The organism is Streptomyces sp. NPDC048623 (assembly GCF_040650755.1).
Lineage (GTDB): Bacteria > Actinomycetota > Actinomycetes > Streptomycetales > Streptomycetaceae > Streptomyces.
In genome coordinates this window covers 1-21,421 of sequence record NZ_JBEZHV010000027.1, presented here as the reverse complement: position 1 = coordinate 21,421, position 21,421 = coordinate 1, and the positions used below count along the sequence as shown (strand labels likewise).

21 protein-coding genes are annotated in these 21,421 nt (G+C 73.4%); 13 read left to right on the top strand and 8 right to left on the bottom strand.

The genetic code is table 11. The features are described from left to right. Positions 1-112 precede the first annotated feature (112 nt). A complete protein-coding gene (locus AB0C73_RS30285) occupies positions 113-1,339 on the top strand; it encodes a hypothetical protein (RefSeq protein WP_362536372.1) in 1,227 nt (408 codons plus the stop codon). On the opposite strand, the gene AB0C73_RS30280 is transcribed toward AB0C73_RS30285, so the two are convergent. Further along, the gene (locus AB0C73_RS30280; protein ID WP_362536370.1) at positions 1,336-1,887 is read right to left on the bottom strand and encodes a PadR family transcriptional regulator; all 552 of its coding nucleotides are present in this window, start codon (positions 1,885-1,887) and stop codon (positions 1,336-1,338) included. The two genes, AB0C73_RS30285 and AB0C73_RS30280, sit on opposite strands and share 4 nt — an antisense overlap. A gap of 102 nt (positions 1,888-1,989) precedes the next feature. Between AB0C73_RS30280 and AB0C73_RS30275 the strand changes: the two genes are divergently transcribed. Next, on the top strand, positions 1,990-3,357 hold the full coding sequence (locus tag AB0C73_RS30275) for an MATE family efflux transporter (RefSeq protein WP_362536498.1): 1,368 nt from the start codon (positions 1,990-1,992) through the stop codon (positions 3,355-3,357). On the opposite strand, the gene AB0C73_RS30270 is transcribed toward AB0C73_RS30275, so the two are convergent. Next, on the bottom strand, positions 3,315-4,553 hold the full coding sequence (locus AB0C73_RS30270) for a glycosyltransferase 87 family protein (protein WP_362536496.1): 1,239 nt from the start codon (positions 4,551-4,553) through the stop codon (positions 3,315-3,317). The two genes, AB0C73_RS30275 and AB0C73_RS30270, sit on opposite strands and share 43 nt — an antisense overlap. Before the next feature lie 156 nt (positions 4,554-4,709). Between AB0C73_RS30270 and AB0C73_RS30265 the strand changes: the two genes are divergently transcribed. Continuing rightward, on the top strand, positions 4,710-5,852 hold the full coding sequence (locus tag AB0C73_RS30265; protein WP_362536368.1) for a glycosyltransferase family 4 protein: 1,143 nt from the start codon (positions 4,710-4,712) through the stop codon (positions 5,850-5,852). A gap of 19 nt (positions 5,853-5,871) precedes the next feature. Here the strand turns inward: AB0C73_RS30265 and AB0C73_RS30260 are convergent, their stop codons facing one another. Further along, positions 5,872-6,402, bottom strand: coding sequence for a hypothetical protein (locus AB0C73_RS30260; protein ID WP_362536366.1), 531 nt, complete (start codon positions 6,400-6,402; stop codon positions 5,872-5,874). A gap of 127 nt (positions 6,403-6,529) precedes the next feature. Then, positions 6,530-8,326: an AMP-dependent synthetase/ligase gene (locus AB0C73_RS30255; protein ID WP_362536364.1), complete on the bottom strand. Its 1,797-nt coding sequence runs from the start codon at positions 8,324-8,326 to the stop codon at positions 6,530-6,532. Between the two features lie 256 nt (positions 8,327-8,582). Here AB0C73_RS30255 and AB0C73_RS30250 point away from each other — a divergent pair, with 256 nt between their 5' ends. The 6 genes from AB0C73_RS30250 to AB0C73_RS30225 all read left to right on the top strand — a co-directional run bounded on the left by AB0C73_RS30250 (position 8,583) and on the right by AB0C73_RS30225 (position 13,520). Beyond that, positions 8,583-9,350, top strand: a complete 768-nt coding sequence (locus AB0C73_RS30250; RefSeq protein ID WP_362536362.1) for a metallophosphoesterase — start codon at positions 8,583-8,585, stop codon at positions 9,348-9,350. A 91-nt stretch (positions 9,351-9,441) separates the two neighbouring features. Beyond that, entirely contained in the window at positions 9,442-9,885 is a 444-nt protein-coding gene (locus AB0C73_RS30245; RefSeq protein ID WP_362536360.1) for an SRPBCC family protein, read from the top strand. A 68-nt stretch (positions 9,886-9,953) separates the two neighbouring features. Further along, the gene (locus tag AB0C73_RS30240) at positions 9,954-11,117 is read left to right on the top strand and encodes an ArsA-related P-loop ATPase (protein WP_362536359.1); all 1,164 of its coding nucleotides are present in this window, start codon (positions 9,954-9,956) and stop codon (positions 11,115-11,117) included. Positions 11,118-11,168: 51 nt separating this feature from the next. Further along, positions 11,169-11,660, top strand: coding sequence for a DUF5304 domain-containing protein (locus tag AB0C73_RS30235; protein ID WP_362536357.1), 492 nt, complete (start codon positions 11,169-11,171; stop codon positions 11,658-11,660). A gap of 87 nt (positions 11,661-11,747) precedes the next feature. Further along, positions 11,748-12,689, top strand: coding sequence for an ROK family glucokinase (locus tag AB0C73_RS30230; RefSeq protein ID WP_362536355.1), 942 nt, complete (start codon positions 11,748-11,750; stop codon positions 12,687-12,689). A gap of 69 nt (positions 12,690-12,758) precedes the next feature. Then, on the top strand, positions 12,759-13,520 hold the full coding sequence (locus AB0C73_RS30225; protein ID WP_362536353.1) for an endonuclease/exonuclease/phosphatase family protein: 762 nt from the start codon (positions 12,759-12,761) through the stop codon (positions 13,518-13,520). 255 nt (positions 13,521-13,775) lie between these two features. On the opposite strand, the gene AB0C73_RS30220 is transcribed toward AB0C73_RS30225, so the two are convergent. Further along, positions 13,776-14,447: a hypothetical protein gene (locus AB0C73_RS30220; protein ID WP_362536351.1), complete on the bottom strand. Its 672-nt coding sequence runs from the start codon at positions 14,445-14,447 to the stop codon at positions 13,776-13,778. Then, on the bottom strand, positions 14,440-15,252 hold the full coding sequence (locus AB0C73_RS30215; RefSeq protein ID WP_362536349.1) for an alpha/beta fold hydrolase: 813 nt from the start codon (positions 15,250-15,252) through the stop codon (positions 14,440-14,442). Before AB0C73_RS30215 ends, AB0C73_RS30220 begins: the two co-directional genes overlap by 8 nt. Positions 15,253-15,428: 176 nt before the next feature. Between AB0C73_RS30215 and AB0C73_RS30210 the strand changes: the two genes are divergently transcribed. From AB0C73_RS30210 to AB0C73_RS30195, 4 genes are all read left to right on the top strand, one after another. Further along, complete coding sequence (locus tag AB0C73_RS30210) at positions 15,429-16,175, top strand: lysophospholipid acyltransferase family protein (protein ID WP_362536347.1); 747 nt, start codon at positions 15,429-15,431, stop codon at positions 16,173-16,175. A gap of 37 nt (positions 16,176-16,212) precedes the next feature. Further along, positions 16,213-17,445 (top strand): DUF5931 domain-containing protein, encoded by a 1,233-nt coding sequence (locus tag AB0C73_RS30205; RefSeq protein ID WP_362536345.1) that lies wholly within the window; start codon positions 16,213-16,215, stop codon positions 17,443-17,445. Between the two features lie 50 nt (positions 17,446-17,495). Continuing rightward, a complete protein-coding gene (locus AB0C73_RS30200) occupies positions 17,496-18,143 on the top strand; it encodes a response regulator transcription factor (RefSeq protein WP_362536494.1) in 648 nt (215 codons plus the stop codon). 101 nt (positions 18,144-18,244) lie between these two features. After that, the gene (locus AB0C73_RS30195) at positions 18,245-19,243 is read left to right on the top strand and encodes a 2-hydroxyacid dehydrogenase (protein WP_362536343.1); all 999 of its coding nucleotides are present in this window, start codon (positions 18,245-18,247) and stop codon (positions 19,241-19,243) included. A 5-nt stretch (positions 19,244-19,248) separates the two neighbouring features. Here AB0C73_RS30195 and AB0C73_RS30190 read toward each other — a convergent pair whose 3' ends face one another. Then, positions 19,249-21,117, bottom strand: coding sequence for an anthranilate synthase family protein (locus AB0C73_RS30190; RefSeq protein ID WP_362536341.1), 1,869 nt, complete (start codon positions 21,115-21,117; stop codon positions 19,249-19,251). 103 nt (positions 21,118-21,220) lie between these two features. Continuing rightward, positions 21,221-21,277 carry a trp operon leader peptide gene (locus AB0C73_RS30185; RefSeq protein ID WP_362536492.1) on the bottom strand — a complete coding sequence of 19 codons (57 nt, stop codon included), beginning with the start codon at positions 21,275-21,277 and terminating at the stop codon, positions 21,221-21,223. Positions 21,278-21,421 lie beyond the last annotated feature (144 nt).

Sequence of the window (21,421 nt, the reverse complement as noted above, 5' to 3'; positions counted from 1 at the left end):
CGGTTCCGGGGCCCTTCCAGCCGGTTCCCGGGGCGCTTCCGGCCGGTTCCCGGGGCCCTTCGCCGCCCGCTCGCCTCCGGCGCGTCCCCTGGGCGCCCCGTACGATCGTGGGGTGGCAGGTCAGGGCGGGCGAGCGCGGCGCGGGGCGGTGGCGTGCCTGCTGACCGGGGTGCTCGTCCTCGCCGGCTGCACCTCCGCGGGACCCGGGGCCCCGGCCCGCGCCGAGATCCAGCGGCTGCTCGACCGGCACGCCGCCGCGCTGCTCCACCGGGACGAGGCCGGCTATCTCGCCGGCCTGGACCCGGCCCTCGTGCCCGCCGCGCGCACCGAGTTCGACCGGCTCGCGACGATTCCGCTGGACGGGCTCGACTACCGGGTCACCGGCGTCACCCCGGACGGCCCCGGGCGCGCCACCGCGCGGGCCGAGTTCGGCTACCGCATCAAGGGGTACGACTCCGGGCCCGCCACCACCGAACGCGTCCTGGACCTCGCCGAGAAGGACGGGCGCTGGTACGTGACCGGTGACCGCGCCGCCGACGGCGCCCCGCAGCAGCTGTGGGAGCAGGGCGCGGTCACCACCGTGACCGGGCACCGCAGCCTGGTCCTCGGGGTGGGCCAGAGCCGGGAGCGGCTGCGCGAGATCGCCGACGCCGCGGACCGGGCGGTGCCGGCCGTCACCGAGGCCTGGCCCTCGCCCTGGGCGGGCCGGGTCGTGGTCCTCGTCCCCGCCTCCGTGGAGGGCATGGGCCGCCTGCTCGCCGCGCCCGCCGGCTCGTACCGGGGGATCGCCGCCGTCACCACCGGCCAGATCGGCGGCGGCCCGAAGGCCCCCGCGGACCGGGTGATCGTCAACCCGGACGCGTACGGCGTGCTCGGCGACTTCGGCCGCGGCTTCGTCCTCACCCACGAGACCACCCATGTGGCCACCCGCGCCCAGACCGGCGCGGCCACCCCGGTCTGGCTCTCCGAGGGCTTCGCCGACTGGGTCGCCTACCGCGGCACCGGCCGCACCCCCGCCCAGGCCGCCCCGGAACTCGCCCGAGCGGTGCGTGCCGGGAACACCCCGGCCGGGCTGCCCGACGACAAGGAGTTCGCCTTCGGCGGCGACGGCGAGGCGATGGCCCGTGCCTACGAGAGCGGCTGGCTGGCCTGCGCGATGGTCGCCGAACGCTGGGGCGAGGCGAAGCTGACCGACTTCTACCGGGCGGTCGGCGCGCATCCGCGGCGCGAGGGCGCGGTCGAGAAGGCGCTCCAGGACGTCCTGGACACCACGCCGGAGGCCTTCACGGCGGACTGGCGGGCGTTTCTGCGGGACCGGCTGGGCCAGGGCACGCCCTAAGTCCGGGGCGTGTCCTCCTGAGACCGCCGGTCGAGCTCCGCCAGGGCCTCGGTGAGCCAGGCCTTCTCCTCCGTGCCCGTGGCGCGGGCGATCCGGAGCATGCCCTGGCGGAAGAGATCCGGCTCCTGCTCCGCGCGGACCGGGGCACCCTCCTCGTAGAAGAAGCTGGTCGGCGCGTCCAGGAAGGCCTGGCGGCGGCGCAGGACGGCGGCCTGCTCGGCGGGGTCGGGGAGCCGGCCGAGGAAGGCGAGCAGGGTGAACCAGCGCTGGCCGTCGGAGATCTCGACGTCCTTGGGCGCGCGCAGCCGGGCGAACAGGTCCGCCCGGCCGGCCCCGGTCAGCGACAGGGTGCGGCGCGGGGCCGCGCCGGTGCCCGGCTCGGTCCGGCTGTCGACCAGGCCGTTCTTCACCAGACGGGTGATCGCGGGGTAGAGCGCGCCGTCGCTGACCGGCCGGACATGGCCGCTCAGGCCCTGGATGCGTTCCTTCAGCTCGTAGCCGTGCAGCGGCCGCTCGTACAGGAAGCCCAGGATCGTCAGCTCCAGCACCGGCTCACTCCTTCGCGCTTGTCGCGTTGTCCGCCGTCATGCTATCTCTTTTCGAGATACCTCTATCCGAGGTATCTCGAAAAGAGGGGGGCTTCATCCGTGATCGCCGTGAAGGAACACCGCCGCACGCTCGTCCGGCTCGCCGGACCCGTCTACCTCGAACTCCTCGCCGGAGTCGCCGCCGGGATCATCAACATGGTCTGGGTCGCCCGGCTCGGCGGGGCCGCCGTCGCCGCCGTCGCCGTGGCCACCAACGTCGAGAACCTGCTGCTCGGCGTCGTCCTCATGGCCGCCTCCGGCACCACCGTGCTCGTCGCCCGGGCCAGAGGCGCCGACGACCCCGGCGCGCTGCGCTCCGCCGTACGGGGCGGCGCCGCGCTCGGCGCCCTGCTCGTCCCGCCCGTCGCCCTCGGCGGCTATCTGCTGCGCGACCCGCTCGCCGCGCTGCTGCTCGGCGGCTCCGGCCACCCCGCGCACGGCCTGGCGACCGCCTACTTCGCGATCTCGCTCCCGGGCACGGCCGTCTTCTTCGCCACCACGGTCCTGGACGGCGTCCTCAAGGGCACCGGCGACACCCGCACCCCCATGCGGCTCGCCTTCCTCGCCAACGGCCTGATCCTCGTCCTCGACCCGTTCCTCGTCCACGCGTACGGGGTCCGGGGCGCCGCCGTCTCCACCGTCGTCGGACGCACCGCCGCCCTCGCCGCCGGACTGCTCGCGCTGCGCCGCAACGCGCTTCTGAAGGCCGCCCGCGCGGCCCGCCCGGCCGGTGGCACCGCCGCCTCCACCGTGACCGCCCTGCGCCGCACCGCCGCCCTCGGCCTGCCCATGTCCGTCGACTTCGTCGTACGCATGGGCGGCACGCTCGCCCTCGTCTCCGTCGTCGCCCGGCTCGGCGTCACCGAGATCGCCGCCTACGGCATCGCCACCAAGGCCATGTACCTCGCCACCATGGCCTTCTACGCCGTCAAGCAGGCCGCCGCCATCCACACCGCGCACCTCCTGGGCGGCGGAAGCGACGAGCGCGAGGCCGTCGGGCGGCAGGCCCTCGCCCTCGCCGGGCTGCTCGGCACGGGCGCGGCCGTCCTGCTGCTGCTCGCCGCCGGACCGGTGATGCGCGGCTTCGGCGCCGAGCCCGACGTCGCCGCGGCCGGCGCCCTGTTCCTGCGCTGCATCGGCCCGTATCTGCTGCTCATGGCCGGGTTCATCGCCCTCTCCGGGGTCTTCGAGGGCAGCGGCGACTCACCGAAGCTGGCCAGGATCACCGTCGCCGGCGTCCTGCTCCAGCTCCCGCTCGCGTACGCGCTCTCGGCCGCCCTCGGGCTCGCCGGGATCTGCCTGGCCATGGCCCTCGCCATGGCGGCCCAGTGCACGGCTCTCGGTCTGCTGCGCCGCCGGACCGCGCGGGCCGCGGCCCGGGCCCGGGCTCAGGAGGAGACCGAGACCCGGTCCCTCTCCCGGTCCGCCTGAGCCGGCAGCCGGGCCGGGGCCGCGGTCGTGGCGGCCTCCAGGCGCGGTTCCGTGACCGTCTGGTGCCACAGGATCCGGCAGGCCGAGACGGTGGCCGCGACCAGCAGGGCGTTGCGGATCAGGAGCAGGCCGACGCCCAGCGGGTCGCTGTGGCCGACGTGCGAGAACCACACCGGGAACTCGAACTGCGTCACCGCCGTCGCCCACAGCACCAGATGCGCCGGCATCCGCATCCGGCTCGCCCGGTAGACCAGGCACACCGCCGCCAGACCCACCAGCCAGATCATGTACTGGGGGCTGATCACCCGGCTCGTCGTGGTGAACAGCAGCAACGCCACGAAGGCCGCGTCCGCCGTCGTCGAGACCGTCCGGCGGCGGGCCCGGACCCACCACACGAGCAGCCAGCCGAAGGCCGCCACCGTCAGCAGCATCGCCGCCGTCGACACCGCCTTCACACCCGGGCCGAGGAACTCGATCGAGCCGTAGTTCATCCGCGCCTCGCCCGGCCAGCCGAAGTGCACGGCCACGTGGAAGGGCAGCGCGCCCAGCGACTCGATCTCGGTGCCCCGGTCCCGCTGGAAGCCCAGGAAGGCCAGCGCACCGGGTGCCGCGAGCCCGCAGGCGAGCACCACCCCGGCCCCGGTGCCCGCCGCCGAGAACGCCGAGCGGAACGCCGCCCGGCCGCGCGCGGCGCCGGCGAGCAGCAGTACCGGCCAGACCTTCAGCGTCGCGCCGAGACCGGCGAGCGCGCCGAGCACCACCGGGCTGCGCAGCGCCGCGAGCAGCCCGGCCACCGCCACCGCGGTCACCATCAGGTCGTACCGGCAGTAGGCGGTCGGGCCGAGCAGCGGCACCCCGGCCAGCCACAGCCACGCCCCCCGCATCGACCGGCCCCGCCGCCGCCCCGCGTAGCTGAGCAGCCCGAAGACCAGCGCGTCGCAGCACAGGGCGAGCACGAAGAAGGCGGCGGAGTAGCCGAGGAAGGGCAGCAGGGCGGGGGAGAGGATCGCGAGCGCGGCGGCCGGCGGGTACTGCCAGGTGACGTCGTCCAGCGGGTACGTGCCGGTGCGCAGCACCTCGTACCAGCCCTGGTAGATCTCCTCGACGTCGCTCGTGACGTCGGGGCCGGGGATCACCACGACCTTGAAGACGGTCAGCAGGATCAGTACCCGGGTGAAGCCCCACAGGCCGAGCATCTGCGTGAGACGTCCGGCACGTGCCCCCGCGAGGCCGTCACGTATCACCGTGCCCACTGCGCCCGCCATACCTGTCCTGTTCCTGTCCTGTCGGTCCGCCGGGGCGGAGGGTGGTGGTGCCGGGCTCGGGGCGCGATCGCGGTACTGTCGGCCACGATGCACAAGACCCTGATCGTAACGAACGACTTTCCGCCCCGTCCGGGCGGAATCCAGGCCTTCCTGCACAACATGGCGCTGCGCCTGGATCCCGAGCGGATCGTGGTCTACGCCTCCACGTGGAAGCGCAGCCGCGAAGGGATCGAGGCGACCGCCGCGTTCGACGCGGACCAGCCTTTCACGGTCGTCCGCGATCGCACCACCATGCTGCTGCCCACTCCTCGGGTGACGGCGCGTGCGACGGCGCTGCTGAAGGAACACGGCTGCGAGTCCGTGTGGTTCGGCGCCGCCGCGCCGCTCGGCCTGATGGGTCCGGCGCTGCGGCGCGCGGGCGCGAAGCGGCTCGTCGCCACGACGCACGGGCACGAGGCGGGCTGGGCGCAGCTGCCGGCCGCCCGGCAGCTCCTGCGCCGCATCGGCGAGGGCACGGACACGCTGACCTATCTCGGCGAGTACACCCGCTCCCGGATCGCCTCGGCGCTCACGCCGGCCGCGGCCGGCCGGATGACGCAGCTGCCGCCGGGCGTCGACGAGAAGACCTTCCACCCCGACTCGGGCGGCGTGGAGGTACGCGAGCGGCTCGGGCTCAGCGACCGCCCGGTCGTCGTGTGCGTCTCGCGGCTCGTGCCGCGCAAGGGCCAGGACACCCTGATCCTCGCCATGCCGGAGATCCTGCGCCGGGTGCCGGACGCGGTCCTCCTGATCGTCGGCGGCGGCCCGTACGAGAAGGAGCTGCACGCCCTCGCGGCCCGTACGGGCGTGTCCCGCTCCGTCCGCTTCACCGGCGCCGTCCCCTGGTCCGAGCTCCCCGCCCACTACGGCGCCGGCGACGTCTTCGCGATGCCCTGCCGTACGCGCCGCGGCGGCCTCGACGTCGAGGGCCTCGGCATCGTCTACCTGGAGGCCTCCGCGACCGGCCTCCCGGTCGTCGCCGGCGACTCGGGCGGCGCCCCCGACGCCGTCCTCGACGGCGAGACCGGCTGGGTGGTCCGCGGCGGCGTCCCACAGGACACCGCCGACCGCGTCGCCACCCTCCTCCTCGACCCCGAACTGCGCGCCAGGATGGGCGAACGCGGCCGGATGTGGGTCGAGGAGAAATGGCGCTGGGACCTCCTGGCGGAGCGCCTCCGGGAACTTCTGTAGGGGGTTCTCGGCGGGTCGCTCAGGCCGGCAGGTAGTCCGTCAGTGCGCAGCCGTCGACCAGGAGTTTCTCGTTGCGGTAGCCGTCCGGGACCTTGAAGTCCTTGTCGCAGGTGAAGAGCAGGACGTCGGCCTTCAGCAGGGCGCGGGCGGTCGGGGTGTCGGCGGTCGACAGGGCGAAGTTCTGGCCCAGGAGGACCCGGACGCCCTTGCCGTGGGCCGCCGCGGCCTTGTTCGCCTGCTGGAACTTCTCCATGTCGGAGACGGTGAGCAGGGTGACCGTGTCCCTGCTGTCGTCGCCGCACACCGCGCGCTCCTTCACCGCCCAGGCCGGGTCCGCGGCCTGTTCGGACAGCGGGCCGCCGGAGCTGCGGCGCAGGTCGCTGCACGTGGTGTGCGCGGAGACCAGCTTCTCGAGGGCCGCCAGATCGCCGGCCGCCGGCAGGCCGGCGTCCTCGCCCCAGCCGTCGCCGGAGCAGCCGGTGAGGGCGACGAGGGACGCGAGGGAGGCGAGGGTCGCGCCCAGGACGGGGGCGGTGCGCTTGAGCCGCATGGCTTCCTTTCGGGTCGTTCGGGGACGTTCACGTCGTGTGAGCGGAATTGGGCGTTCCGGGCCTGACGCGCGCGAACGCCCCCGGCCGGCCCGTGATCCGGGCCCGCCAGGGGCGTTCGACGAAGCGTCAGGCGCTGTAGATCGCCTCGATCTCGTCGGCGAAGTCCTTCGCCACGACATTGCGCTTCAGCTTCAGCGACGGGGTGATGTGCCCCGCCTCCTCCGTGAACTGCGCCGACAGGATACGGAACTTCCGCACCGACTCCGCCTTCGAGACCGCCGCGTTGCCGTCGTCCACCGCACGCTGGATCTCCGCGATCAGCTCCGGGTCCTCCCGCAGCGACGCCGCGGTCGAGCCGGCCGGCTTGCCGTGCTCGGCCGCCCAGCGGGCCAGGAACTCCTCGTCGACGGTCACCAGCGCGCCCACGAACGGGCGCCCGTCGCCGACCACCATGCACTCCGCGACCAGCGCGTGCGCCCGGATCCGGTCCTCGATGACCGCCGGGGCGACGTTCTTGCCGCCCGCCGTCACCAGGATCTCCTTCTTGCGGCCGGTGATCGCGAGGTAGCCGTCCTCGTCGAGGGTGCCGATGTCACCGGTGTGGAACCAGCCGTCCGCCAGCGCCTCCGCCGTCGCCGCCTCGTTGTTCCAGTAGCCGGTGAAGATGTGCTCGCCGTGCAGCAGCACCTCGCCGTCGTCGGCGATCCGCACCACCGAACCGGGCAGCGGCTGGCCGACCGTACCGATCTTCTGCCGGTCCCACGGGTTGAACGCGGTCGCCGCGCACGACTCCGTCAGGCCGTAGCCCTCCAGGACCGAGAAGCCGATGCCGCGGAAGAAGTGCCCGAGCCGCTCGCCCAGCGGCGCGCCGCCGGAGATCGCGTACTCGCCGCGCCCGCCGAGGACCGCGCGCAGCTTCCCGTACACCAGCTTGTCGAAGATCCTGTGCTTCAGCTTCAGGCTGAAGGACGGGCCCTGCGGGGTGCCGAGCGCCCGGCTGTAGGCGATCGCCGTGTGCGCCGCCTTGTCGAAGATCTTGCCCTTGCCGTCGGCCTGCGCCTTCGCCCGGGCCGCGTTGTAGACCTTCTCGAAGACCCGCGGGACACCGAGGACCATCGTGGGCTGGAAGGAGGCCAGCTCGTCGGTGAGGGTCTTGATGTCCGGCAGACAGCCCAGCTTGATCGGCGCCATCACACAGCCGACCTCGATCAGCCGGCCGAAGACGTGCGCGGCCGGCAGGAACAGCAGTGCCGAGGACTCGCCCGTACGGAACAGCGGCTTCAGCCGCGCGACCACGTTGCCGCACTCGGCGAAGAACGCCCGGTGGGTCAGCACACAGCCCTTGGGGCGGCCGGTGGTGCCCGAGGTGTAGACGATCGTCGCCGGGTCGTCCGCGTTCGCCGTGGACATCCGCTGGTCGAGCAGCTCGTCCGAGACGCCCGCGCCGTCGGCCGTCAGCCGCGCCACCGCGTCGTCCTCGATCTGCAGCACGTCCTTGAGGGCCGGCAGACCCGCCCGGACCGACTCCACCGAGGCCTGGTGCGCGGGGCTCTCCACCAGCGCGAGGGAGGCGCCGGAGTCGCCGAGGATCCACTGGATCTGCTCGGGCGAGCTGGTCTCGTACACCGGCACGGTGATCGCGCCCGCGCTCCAGATCGCGAAGTCCAGCAGCACCCACTCGTAGCGGGTGCGGGACAGCAGGGCGACCCGGTCGCCCGGCTCGACGCCGGCCGCGATCAGACCCTTCGCAGCGCCTCGTACCTCGGCGAGGAACTGCTTGGCGGTGACGTCCGTCCAGGTGCCCGCGACCTTCCGCGCCATGACGGCGACGTCTGGGTGCTGGGTGGCGTTGCGGCGGATGAGATCCGTCAGGTTGCCGTCCGTGGGGACCTCGTACAGGGCCGGAAGGCTGAACTCGCGCAAGACTGCTGCTCCTCATCGGGCTCCGGCGCCACGGCTCTGTGTGATGCACCGGTGCGGTCCATGATCGGGCAGGGTGCTCGGTGGGGGAGCACGACTGTGGACTGCCCGGACGTTACCCATCAGTACGTGGTTCCCGATAGGGGGTCCAGGGCAGATGTTCCATGCGTCACACAAGCGTGGCCACTCTCGTCGCACACTAGTCGACCCCTTTCCCGACTCCCAAGTAACCGCAGGTCCGACGCCCTAGGGTGAGTCCATGAGGATCAATGTGGTGAGCGACGTGCACGGCAACACGGAAGCCCTCGCCAAGGCGGGGGAGGGCGCCGACGCCCTGATATGCCTCGGGGACCTGGTGCTCTTCCTCGACTACGCCGACCACAGCCGGGGCATCTTCCCCGACCTCTTCGGCGTCGAGAACGCCGACCGGCTCGTCGAGCTGCGCACCGCCCGCCGCTTCGACGAGGCCCGTGACCTGGGGCGCAGGCTCTGGGGCGAGCTCGGCATCGACCGCGCCACCGCGATCGAGTCCGCCGTCCGCCGCCAGTACGCCGAGATGTTCGCGGCCCTGCCCGCGCCCACGTACGCCACCTACGGCAACGTCGACATGCCCGGCCTCTGGCCCGAGTACGCCCGGCCCGGCACCACCGTCCTGGACGGCGAGCGGGCCGAGATCGGCGGGCTCGTCTTCGGCTTCGTCGGCGGCGGCCTGCGCAGCCCGATGCGCACCCCGTACGAGATCTCCGACGAGGAGTACGCGGCGAAGGTCGAGGCACTCGGCGAGGTCGACGTGCTGTGCTCGCACATCCCGCCGGACCTGCCGGAACTCACGTACGACACGGTCGCCCGCCGCTTCGAGCGCGGCAGCCGCGCCCTCCTGGACGCCATCCGCCGCACCCGCCCGCGGTACGCCCTCTTCGGGCACGTCCACCAGCCGCTGGTGCGCCGGATGCGGGTCGGTGCGACCGAGTGCGTGAACGTCGGGCACTTCGCGGCGACCGGACGCCCGTGGACCCTGGAGTGGTGACGGACCCGCCGTGACAGCGCCGCGACAACGGCGCGATAGCCTTCAGGCAGATACGGAGACACGGATCGCGTCCATACGAGGAGCCCCCGCGATGGCGGAACACACCAGCTCGAGCATCACCATCGAGGCGGCCCCGGCCGAGGTCATGAGCGTCATCGCCGACTTCGCCCGCTACCCCGAGTGGACGGGCGAGGTGAAGGAGGCCGAGGTCCTGGAGAAGGACGCGGCCGGGCGCGCGGAGAAGGTCCGCCTGGTGCTCGACGCCGGCGCGATCAAGGACGACCACACCCTCGCGTACACCTGGACCGGCGACGACGAGGTCTCCTGGACCCTGGTCAAGTCCCAGATGCTCCGCGCCCTCGACGGCTCCTACCGCCTCGCCCCGGCGTCGGGCGGCGCGGCCACCGAGGTCACGTACCAGCTGACGGTCGACGTCAAGATCCCGATGCTCGGCATGATCAAGCGCAAGGCGGAGAAGGTCATCATCGACCGCGCGCTCGCGGGCCTGAAGAAGCGCGTCGAGTCCCCGAAGTAGTTCCGGAGCCCCCTCCGGGGCTCCCCGGGCCCGTCGGGGCTGTCGGCGGGCACCGGTACCGTCGGCGCATGCGGATCATTCTTGTGACCGGGGCCGGCGGGGCCGGGCGGGCCTCCGTGGCGGCGGGGACCGCGCTCGCCGAGGCACGGAGCGGGCGGCGGGTGCTGCTGGTGGCGGAGGAGGCACGGGGCCTGGATCTGGGCCCTGCCGGGCCGGACGGACTCCTCGCCACCGCGCCCGGCAGCCTTCACCTGCTCGTGCCCGACCCCGCCGCCGACTTCCGGCACGAGTTCCTCGCCCTCCAGGCGCGCTCCGCCACCGCGCTCGACCTCCTCGGCGCCGCGCCCTTCGAGGACGCCGAGCTCACCGAGCTCCCCGGCAGCGGCCAGGTCGCCCTGCTCCGGGCGATCCGCGACGCGGCCGCCGACGACTGGGACCTCGTCGTCGTCGAGCTGCCGCCGGTCCGCGAGGCCCTCGCCCTGCTCGCCCTCCCCGCCCAGCTGCGCCGCTATCTGCGCCGGCTCCTGCCGCCCGAACGGCAGGCCGCCCGCGCGCTGCGCCCGATGCTCGCCCAGCTCGCCGGCGTACCCCTGCCCGCGCAGTGGCTGTACGAGACGACCGCACGCTGGGAGACCGAGCTCGCCGCCGTCCAGGACGTCATCGACTCCCCGCACACCGCCGTACGCCTCGTCCTCGCCCCCGGCCCCGCCGCCGAGGACGCCCTGCGCACCGCCCGGCTCGGGCTCGCCCTCCAGGGCCTCGCCCTGGACACCGTCGTCGCCAACCAGATGCTGCCCGCCGACTCGCCCGACCCCTGGTTCGCCGGCCTCGCCGCCGAACAGCACAAGCACCTCGCCGCCCTCCGCGCGCTCCACCCCGCCCTGCACGAGCTGCCGCACCTCGGGCGCGCCCCGCGCGGCGCCGAGGACCTGGTCCTCCTCGCCGCACCCGTCGGCGAGCCGACCGCCCCCACCCCCTGGACCGTCGAGGACCGGCGCGACACCGACGGCATCCTCGTCTGGCACGTCCCGCTGCCCGGCGCCGTCAAGGACAGGCTCTCGCTCGTCCGCCGCGGGGACGAACTCCTCCTCGCCGTCGGCCCGTTCCGCCGCGCCGTGCCGCTGCCGCCGGTACTGCGCCGGTGCACCGTCACCGGCGCCGGACTCGTCGACGGCGACCTCAGGATCCGGTTCGCGCCGGACCCCGGACTGTGGCCGAGGACCGCTCCCTGAGCCGTACCGGGGCGTGTACCGTCGACCGTAGAAGCCCGTAAGGAGTACGCCATGAGCGATTCGGACGCCTGGGCCCGGGCCTGCGCCGAGGACCTGGAGGCCGAGAAGGCCCGCCGCCGCGCCGCCCGCGGGGAGGAGCCCGGCAGCCCGGCCGAGGAGTTCCGCAAGCTCTTCGAGGCCGTCGCCGACAAGGTCTCCGGCGTGCTCGGCGGACCGCTCGCCGGTCCCACCGCCGGGCAGGCCGCCGCGACCGTCCACCAGGTCGTCAACCAGGCGAAGGCCCTCGTCGAGCCCGTCATCGAGCGCAACCCGCAGGTCTTCGACCACCTCGCCGCCGCCGGGAACGAACTGCTCGCCGCCTACCGCACCGCCGTCCAGGGCCAGGAGGCCCGCTGGACCCGCGGCGACACGCAGCGGGCGACCGGCACGGAGCCGGACGAGCCGGACGCGGGCGCCGGGCCGAAGGGCGAAGGGAAGGACGGAGGGAAGGACCGAGGGAAGGACGACGGGTCCGGATCCGGGCAGCACATCGACCTGGACTGACCCTGAGTGATCCCGTAGCGATCAGGAGGGGCGTCCTCCTCGGGTACGGTGGGCCGTAGCGGGGCTCGACCGAAAACTGAGGGACACATGGGACTCACCATCGGCGTCGACATCGGCGGCACGAAGATCGCGGCCGGCGTGGTCGACGAGGAGGGCAACATCCTCGACACCCACACCGTGCCCACCCCGCCGACCCCCGAGGGCATCGTCGACGCCATCTGCGCCGCGGTCTCCGAGGCCGGCAAGGGGTACCAGATCGAGGCCGTCGGCATCGGAGCCGCGGGCTACGTCGACGACAAGCGCGCCACCGTCCTCTTCGCGCCGAACATCGACTGGCGGCACGAGCCGCTGAAGGACAAGGTCGAGCAGCGCGTCGGCCTCCCCGTCGTGGTCGAAAACGACGCCAACGCGGCCGCCTGGGGCGAGTACCGCTTCGGTGCCGGCCAGGGCCACGAGGACGTCATCTGCATCACGCTCGGCACCGGCCTCGGCGGCGGCATCATCATCGGCAACAAGCTGCGCCGCGGCCGCTTCGGCGTGGCCGCCGAGTTCGGCCACATCCGGGTCGTCCCGGACGGTCTGCTGTGCGGCTGCGGCAGCCAGGGCTGCTGGGAGCAGTACGCCTCCGGCCGCGCCCTCGTGCGGTACGCCAAGCAGCGCGCCGCCGCCACCCCCGAGAACGCGACGGTGCTCCTCGGCCTCGGCGACGGCACCCCCGAGGGCATCCAGGGCAAGCACATCAGCGAGGCCGCGCGGGCCGGCGACCCGGTCGCCGTCGACTCCTTCCGCGAGCTCGCCCGCTGGGCCGGCGCGGGTCTCGCGGACCTGGCGTCGCTGTTCGACCCGTCGGCGTTCATCGTCGGCGGCGGGGTCTCCGACGAGGGCGAGCTGGTGCTCGACCCGATCCGCAAGTCCTTCCGGCGCTGGCTGATCGGCGGCCAGTGGCGGCCGCACGCGCAGGTGCTCGCGGCGCAGCTCGGCAACAAGGCCGGTCTGGTCGGCGCGGCGGACCTGGCCCGCCAGGGCTGACCAGGCTCTTCACGCCGGTGCCCGCCGTGCCCTCTGGGGTGCGGCGGGCACTGCGTTTATGTTGGCCGCATGGCGATCAGCGAGCTGCCCAACTCCCGTACCGAACCCGATGGTTCGGCCGTCGTCCGGATCCTTTCCTACAACGTGCGCTCGATGCGGGACGACGAGGACGCCCTCGCCCGGGTGATCCGGGCCTGCGCCCCCGACCTCGTCCTCGTCCAGGAGGCGCCGCGCTTCTTCCGCTGGCGCAAGCACGCGGCGCGCCTTGCCGCGAAGAGCGAGCTGTTCGTGCTGAGCGGCGGCGCCACGGCCGCGGGGCCGCTGCTGCTCTGCTCGCTGCGGGCCACGGTGGAACGCACCGAGGACATCCTGCTGCCGCTCACCCCCGGGCTGCACCGGCGCGGCCTCGCCACCGCCGTGGTCCGCCTCGGCGGCGCGCGGCTCGGCCTGATCAGCTGCCACCTGAGCCTGTCCGAGCAGGAGCGCCACGCACAGGCGGGCCTGGTCCTCGACCGGCTGGCCGCGCTCGGCACGCCGTACGCGATCGTCGCGGGCGACCTCAACGAACGCCCCGGCGGCCCGGCCTGGACCCGCCTGACCAAGGAGCTCCAGGACGGCCACGCGACCGCCCCCTGGGGCACCGCCCCCACCTTCCCGGCCACCGCCCCCGACCGCCGCATCGACGCGATCCTCGCCACCCCGGGCGTCGAGTTCCTGGCCTGCGGCGTCCCGACCGGCCTCGCCCGCGCGGACCTCCACACGGCGACGGACCACCTGCCGGTGCTGGCGGTGGTCCGTGTGCCGGCGGAGTCTGGGGCCCCGGCGGTGTGAACCAGGGGTGCCCGGCGGCCGGTGTGCGAGGCCCGGCGGTCGGAGGCCGCCGCAGCCGCCCGAAGCCCGGGAGGCGCGCCAGGCGCCGAGCGGTGCGAGCGGGGGCGTGGGGAGGCTCAGCCCACCTGCCGGTCCTGGCGGTGGTCCGTGTGCCGGCGGAGTCTGGGGCCCCGGCGGTGTGAACCAGGGTGCCCGGCGGCCGGTGCCGGCGGTGGTCCGTGTGCCGGCGTCCTGACCGCGGGCTGCGCCCGGCGGCTACACCACCGCGCCCCGGCCCGGGTCGTCGAAGCCGTCGTCGTCCTCGTCGTCGTCGCCCTTCATCCGGGCCACCAGGGTCACGAAGCCGCCCAGGAAGCCGCCCACGCACAGCGTGGTCAGCCACCAGGTCATGTCCCACTGGAGCAGCACCGCGAGCAGCATCAGGACCGGGCCGCCGACCACCGCGAGCCAGGCGAACTTGGTCGTGGTGTCGGCCTCCGGGAGCGGCGGGGGCTCCGGGGGGACGAAGTGGCCCTCGTCGTGGCCGCCCGCGCCGTCCGTGCCGCCCGCCCCGTCCGTGGCCTCCGCCTCGTCCGGGTCGGCGAGCGAGTAGTCCCGCGGACCGCCGACGCCCACGCCCGGCGCGAAGACGATCGACGAGCCGAGCGCGGGCCGGTCCGGGTCGGCGGGCGGCTCCGGCCTGCGGAACTTGTCCGGCTTCTCCGGCGACTCGGAGGCGTCGGCGCGCCCGGGCGCGGGCGTCCCGCCGTCGTCCGGCGCGTCCGGCAGGTCCGGCAGCGCCAGGTCCTCCACCGGACGGTCCGGACGGAACGGGCGCGCGCCCGGAGGGTCCGCGGGCTCCTCGCCGTACCCCGCGACGATCGCGGCCCACGCCGCCTCCTCGTCGATGGGCTGCGGGTCGCGCTCCCCGTCCTGCTGCTCAGCCACCGCTCGCGAGTCCCTTCTCCCCGATCGCACCGATCCCGTCGGTCGGCTCCGGAGCCGCCTCCGGGGCGAGCCGGGTCACGAACGCCCAGCTCTCCTCGAAAATGCGCTCCGCATCGTGGTCCAACGTCGCCACGTGGTAGCTCTGTTCCAGCACGATCTCCTTGACGTCCGTGGACGACACCCGGCTGAGGATCCGCGCCGAGTCGGCCGGCGGCACCACGTGGTCCTGAGCGCTGTGCAGCAGCAGCATCGGCTGCGTGACCTGCGGCAGCTCCCCGTCGACCACCTGGAACAGGCGCCGCAGCGAGTGCGCCGCGTGCAGCGGCACCCGGTCGTAGCCGACCTCGTCGTTGCCCGGCTTGGCGATGTCGCTGGCGATGCCCTTGGTGGTGGGCACGAAGTGGCGGACGACCGGCAGCGCGTACGCCGCCAGACCGTGCACCTTGTTGCCGGGGTTGACCAGGACGATGCCGCTGATCGCGTCACCGTGCCGCGCCGCGAGCCGCAGCGTCAGCGCGCCGCCCATCGACAGGCCCATGACGAAGACCCGCTCGCAGCGCGCGCTCAGCTCGCGCAGCTCGCGGTCCACCTCCGCGTACCAGTCGTGCCAGGTGGTGACCTGCATGTCCTGCCAGCGGGTGCCGTGCCCGGGCAGCAACGGCAGCGACACCGTCAGTCCGTGCCCGGCCAGGTACTCGGCCCAGGGGCGCAGCGACTGCGGGGAGCCGGTGAATCCGTGACAGAGGAGGACGCCGACCTTGCCGCCCTCGTGGCGGTAGGGCTCGGCTCCAGGAAGGACCGACACGGGGTCTCCTGTTCGGGGTTCGACGACGAAAAGGGGAAGGCTTTCACCGTACGCGACCGGGCCGACACCGACCAGGTCCGTCCGCACGAAGAGGACTGCGGGGAGCGCGGGATCAGGAGGAGAACGGGATAAGGTCATCCCGACGAGCACGTGGAAGGCACGGAAGGCATGGCGAGTTGATCTACGGCGCAATGAAGTTCTCCCTCGGAGGGTCCCTGAAGCTCGCCTTCAGGCCCTGGGTGGAGGGCCTCGAGAACATTCCCGCCGAGGGGCCGGCCATCCTCGCGAGCAACCACCTCTCCTTCTCCGACTCCTTCTTCCTGCCCGCCGTGCTCGACCGCAAGGTCACCTTCATCGCCAAGGCGGAGTACTTCACCACCCCGGGCGTCAAGGGCCGCCTCACGGCCGCCTTCTTCAAGGGCGTCGGGCAGCTCCCGGTGGACCGCTCCGGCGCCCGCGGCGCCGGCGAGGCGGCCATCAAGGCCGGCATCGAGGTCATCGAGAGCGGCGGCCTGTTCGGCATCTACCCCGAGGGCACCCGCTCGCCCGACGGACGGCTCTACCGCGGCAAGCCCGGCGGTCTCGCGCGCGTGGCGCTGGCCACCGGCGCGCCGGTGATCCCGGTCGCCATGATCGACACCGAGAAGATCCAGCCGCCCGGCAAGGTCCTGCCCAAGCTGATGCGCCCGGGCATCCGGATCGGCAAGCCGCTCGACTTCACCCGCTACCAGGGCATGGAGGGCGACCGCTTCATCCTGCGCTCGGTGACCGACGAGGTCATGTACGAGATTATGAAGCTGTCCGGGCAGGAGTACGTGGACATCTACGCGACGGCCGCGAAGCGCCAGATCGCCGATGCCGAGAAGGCCGCCAAGGAGGCCGTCAAGGCCGAGATCGCGGCACGGGAAGAGTCCGGCGCCTGACCCTCCGAGGAGGAGGGGGCGCCCGGGGGTGGGGGAGATGGCCAGGCGCGAACGGGTCGTGCGGATGTCGGTCGAGCAGCCGCTGTGGCGTGCGCTCACCGGGTACCGCGTGCTCACGATGGGTTACGCGGTGCTGCTCGGCGTCCTCGGCCGGGACCGCTTCGAGCGGCCGTGGGTCGCCGTCGCCGTCTTCGCCGTGATCTGTGTGTGGACCCTGGCCACGCTGCCGCAGGTGTCCGGCGCGATCCGCTGCACCAAGCGCTTCCTGGTCGTCGACCTGGCCATCGCGCTCACCGGCATCCTGCTCACCCCGGTCGCCGACGAGCAGGCGCAGAGCGTGGAGGGGCCCACCCTGCCCTCCATCTGGACCGCCGGTGCGGCCCTCGCGTACGCGATCAAGGGCGGCTGGCGCTGGGCGGCCTTCGCCTCCTCGCTGATCGCCGCCGCCAACCTCGTCGCGCGCGGCGAGCCCAGCCTCGACACCCTGCACAACGTGCTCCTGGTGTGGGTGGCCTCCGTCGCCGTCGGATACATCGTCGAGGTCGCCCGGGCCTCCGAGCGCACCCTCGCCCGCGCCCTGGAGATCGAGGCCGCCACCCGCGAGCGCGAGCGGCTCGCCCGCGACATCCACGACGGCGTGCTCCAAGTCCTCGCCATGGTGCAGCGCCGCGGCACCGCCCTCGGCGGCGAGGCGGCCGAGCTGGGCCGGATGGCCGGCGAGCAGGAGGTCGCGCTGCGCACCCTGGTGGCCGGTGGCCTCACCCGCCGCTCGTACGTCTCCGAGGACGAGTCGGAAGGCGCGGTCGTCCGCCTGGTGGAGGAGCCGGAGGACATCGACGACCCCGGCACCGACGTCGATCTGCGCACCCTGCTCGCCCCGCGGGCCGGAGCCAGGGTCACCCTCTCCGACCCCGGCACGCCCGTTCCGCTGCCGTCCCCGGCCGCCCGTGAACTGGCCGCGGCCGTCGGCGCCGCCCTGGACAACGTACGGGTGCACGCCGGCGACGGGGCCCGGGCCTGGATCCTGGTCGAGGACTGGGGCGACGAGGTGATCGTGACCGTACGGGACGACGGGCCCGGCATCCCCGAGGGCCGGCTCGCGAAGGCCGAGGGGGAGGGCCGGATGGGCGTCGCCCAGTCCATCCGCGGCAGACTGCGGGACCTCGGCGGCAGCGCCGAGCTGATCTCCGTGCCCGGACAGGGCACCGAAGTGGAACTGAAGGTCCCGCGCGCACCGCGCGAGCGACGGGGGAAGGCAGGAACGAAGTGAGCGAGCGGCTGAACGAGCAGCAGGCGGACGGGCAGCGGCCGGTCAGGGTCATGGTGGTCGACGACCACCCGATGTGGCGGGACGCGGTCGCCCGCGACCTCTCCGAGGCGGGCCTCGACGTGGTGGCCACCGCCGGAGACGGCGAGCAGGCGGTACGCCGGGCCGCCGCGGCCGGCCCGGACGTCCTGGTCCTCGACCTGAACCTGCCCCTCAAGCCGGGCGTCCAGGTCTGCAAGGAACTGGTCGGCGCCGACCCGCGCCTCAGGGTCCTGGTCCTCTCCGCGAGCGGCGAGCACGCCGACGTCCTGGAGGCCGTGAAGTCCGGCGCCACCGGCTATCTGCTGAAGTCGGCCAGCACCGAGGAGCTGATCGACGCGGTGCGCCGCACCGCCGTCGGCGACCCCGTCTTCACCCCCGGCCTCGCGGGCCTGGTCCTCGGCGAGTACCGCCGGCTCGCCTCCGAGCCCGCCCCCGCGCCCGGCGCCGACGAGCCCAAGGCCCCGCAGCTCACCGAGCGGGAGACCGAGGTGCTGCGGCTCGTCGCCAAGGGCCTGAGCTACAAGCAGATCGCCGAACGGCTCGTCATCTCGCACCGCACGGTGCAGAACCACGTCCAGAACACCCTCGGCAAGCTCCAGCTGCACAACCGGGTCGAGCTCGTCCGTTACGCCATAGAGCGCGGCCTCGACGACGCCTGAGGCACCCGGGCCCGCCCGGCAGCCGCGCGTCGGGCGGGCCCGTATATTCGCTCCTGGTGACTGACCCAGAGGCGAATTCGGCGTTCAACCCGGGAGGGCCCGTGGAGATCCTGGCATTCGGCGTGCAGGCGGACGAGAAGCCGCTGATCGAGAAGGCCTTCGAAGGGCACCACGACGTCAGGTGCCTGGACGTCTTCCTCGACGAGGACACCGCGCGCATCGCCGCCGGCTACGAGATCATCTCCACCAGCGTCAACGCCAACCTCGACAACCGGGTGCTCCAGACCCTGGCGGCCGGAGGCACCCAGCTGATCGCCCAGCGCTCCACCGGCTTCAACAACATCGACCTCGACGTGGCCGAACGGCTCGGCCTCACCGTCGCCCGCGTCTCGTACTACTCGCCGTACTCCGTCGCCGAGTTCGCCTGGACCCTCGCGATGGCCGTCAACCGGCGCATCGTCCGGGCCTCCAACCGCACCCGCGACTTCGACTTCCGGCTCGACGGGCTGATGGGCCGCGACCTGCGCGGCCGCACCGTCGGCGTGCTCGGCACCGGCAAGATCGGCGAGGCCTTCACCCGGATCGCCCACGGCTTCGGCATGCACCTGCTCGGCTGGGACGTCGCCGAGAACCCCGCCTGCCTGGAACTCGGCATGAAGTACGCGGACAAGGACCGCATCTTCGCCGAGGCCGACCTGATCAGCCTGCACGTGCCGCTGCTTCCGGCCACCCAGCACATCATCGACGCGGCCGCCCTGCGCGCGATGAAGGACGACGCGATCCTGGTGAACTCCAGCCGCGGCGGCCTCATCGACACCGAGGCCCTGGTCGGCGAACTCCGCGCGGGCCGCTTCGCCGGGGTGGGCCTCGACGTGTACGAGGCGGAGGCCGGGCTCTTCTTCCAGGACAAGTCCCTGGCGGGCATCGAGGACGACACCCTGGCCCGCCTGGTGACCTTCCCCAACGTGGTGGTCACCTCCCACCAGGCGTACTACACGGCCGACGCGGTCGGCCAGATCATCGACACCACGGTCCAGAACGTCCTCGACCACCTGGCCGGCAGGCGCAGCGAGAACGTCCTGGTCCCGCGGATCCCGTAGCACCTTCAGACGAGTACGCCCGCCAGGAGCGAGGCCGTCACCGCCGCGCCGTCCATGGTCAGCACCGACTCCGGGTGGAACTGCACCCCGGCGAAGCCCGGACCGCGCAGCGCGTGCACCTCGTCCGTCGCCGGGTCCCGGCTCACCTCGATCCGGTGCAGCGCCAGCTCCGTCGCCGTCCGGTCGTCGCAGCGCGCCGTGAAGCTGTTGTAGAAGCCGACCGTCTGCTCCTGCCCGAACAGATCGATCCGCACCTGGGCGCCCTGGAACGGGGTCTGCTTCCGTACCAGCTCCAGGCCCAGTTCGGCCGCGATCAGCTCGTGGCCCAGGCACACGCCGAGCAGACCGTGCCGGTGGGCGCGGAGCAGCTCCGCGGTCAGGCCGCGCAGGAAGCGCATCTTCGGGTCGGCCGCGTCCTGCGGGTCGCCGGGGCCCGGGCCGAGGACCACCGGGCCCTCGTGGGCCAGGGCGAGCTCCCGCAGACCCGGCTCGTCGTAGCGCAGCACCGACACCTCCAGGCCCGAGGAGCGCAGCAGGTGCGCCAGCATCGCGGTGAAGGTGTCCTCGGCGTCGATCACCAGCGCGTGGCCGGACAGCTCCGCCGACCGCACCTGCATCTTCAGCCAGAACGGCGCCAGGTCGGCCCGCCGCGCGTCCAGCGCCGCCCGCACCCGCGGGTCCTCGGCGAGCCGGGTCGGCACCGCGCTCTCCTCGCGCGGCCGCCCCTCCCGCACTCCCATCGCGGCCAGCACGCCCGCCGCCTTCGCGTGGGTCTCGGCGACCTCGCCCGCCGGGTCGGAGTGCCGGACGAGCGTGGCACCGACCGGTACCCGAAGGGTCCCGTCCGCGCCGATGTCGGCGGTACGGATGAGGATGGGCGAGTCCAGGGTCTGCGCCCCGTTCTCGTCGGTGCCGAGCAGCGCGAGCGCGCCCGCGTAGTAGCCGCGGCCGCCGACCTCGTGCCGCTCGATCACCCGGCAGGCGTTCTGCAGCGGAGACCCGGTGACGGTCGCCGCGAACATCGTCTCGCGCAACACCTCGCGCACGTCGAGCGAGGAACGCCCGCGCAGCTCGTACTCGGTGTGGGCGAGGTGCGCCATCTCCTTCAGACGGGGGCCGATCACCACCCCGCCGCGGTCGCCGACGGTGCACATCATCTTGAGCTCCTCGTCGACCACCATCGACAGCTCCTCGGTCTCCTTGCGGTCGGCCAGGAACGCGAGCAGGTCCTCGGGGGTCGGCGCGGCGCCCGCCGGGTAGCGGTAGGTGCCGCTGATCGGGTTCATCACGACCGTGCCTCCGGTCATCCGGACGTGCACCTCGGGGCTCGCGCCGACGAGGGTCCGGTCACCGGTGTGGACGACGAAGGTCCAGTACGCGCCCCGTTCGCCCGTGAGCAGCCGCCGGAACAGGGCCAGCGCGTCGGCCCGCCCGAAGCCCGGGATCCCGCCGGTGTAGGTGCGCCGGATGACGAAGTTGGCGCCCTCGCCGGCGCCGATCTCCTCGTCGATGACCCGGCGCACGATCCGCCCGTACTCCTCGTCGGAGACGTCGAACCCGCCGCCCTCGACCCGTACGGCATGGGCGGGAAGCTGCGCGAGGGCCTCGGTGAGCGGCAGCTCGTACGTCTCCTCGGCGACCAGGACCGAGAGCGGGGTGCCGTCGTCGCGTACGTCGAAGCCGCGCTCGCGGATCTGCCGGAACGGCACCAGGGCGAGCGCCGGCCGCCCGCCCACCGGCAGGTCGGCGAGGTGCTCGGCCTCGTGCACCGGGCCGATCAGGGCCTCGACGGTGTCGTGGTCCCGGCCCGGGGTGCGCCGGCGCAGCAGCGCGAAGGGCGGGCAGGAGGCGTCGAGGAGACGGGAGAGGTCCATGGGCGGGTGGTTCCTTCCGTGGGAGTCGGAGAGGAACGGCCTCGCGGGTACGAGAAAGGCCGCCCCTCGGGCGGCCTTCGCGTGTGTCTGGGAGTACGCGCAGTCAGTGGGCCGCCGAATGAGCGGTCCACCACCAGTTCTGGTTCGAGTGCGCGAACATGCGAGCACTGTAACGCAGCCGGATACGCGAACGGGGCCCGTTCCGCACCGTGGACGGTGCGGTACGGGCCCCCGGTAACGCGGAAGGGGTCACACGACCGTACGGTGCGCAAGCGGGAGTGGGGGGTGGTTGGAAATGATGTAG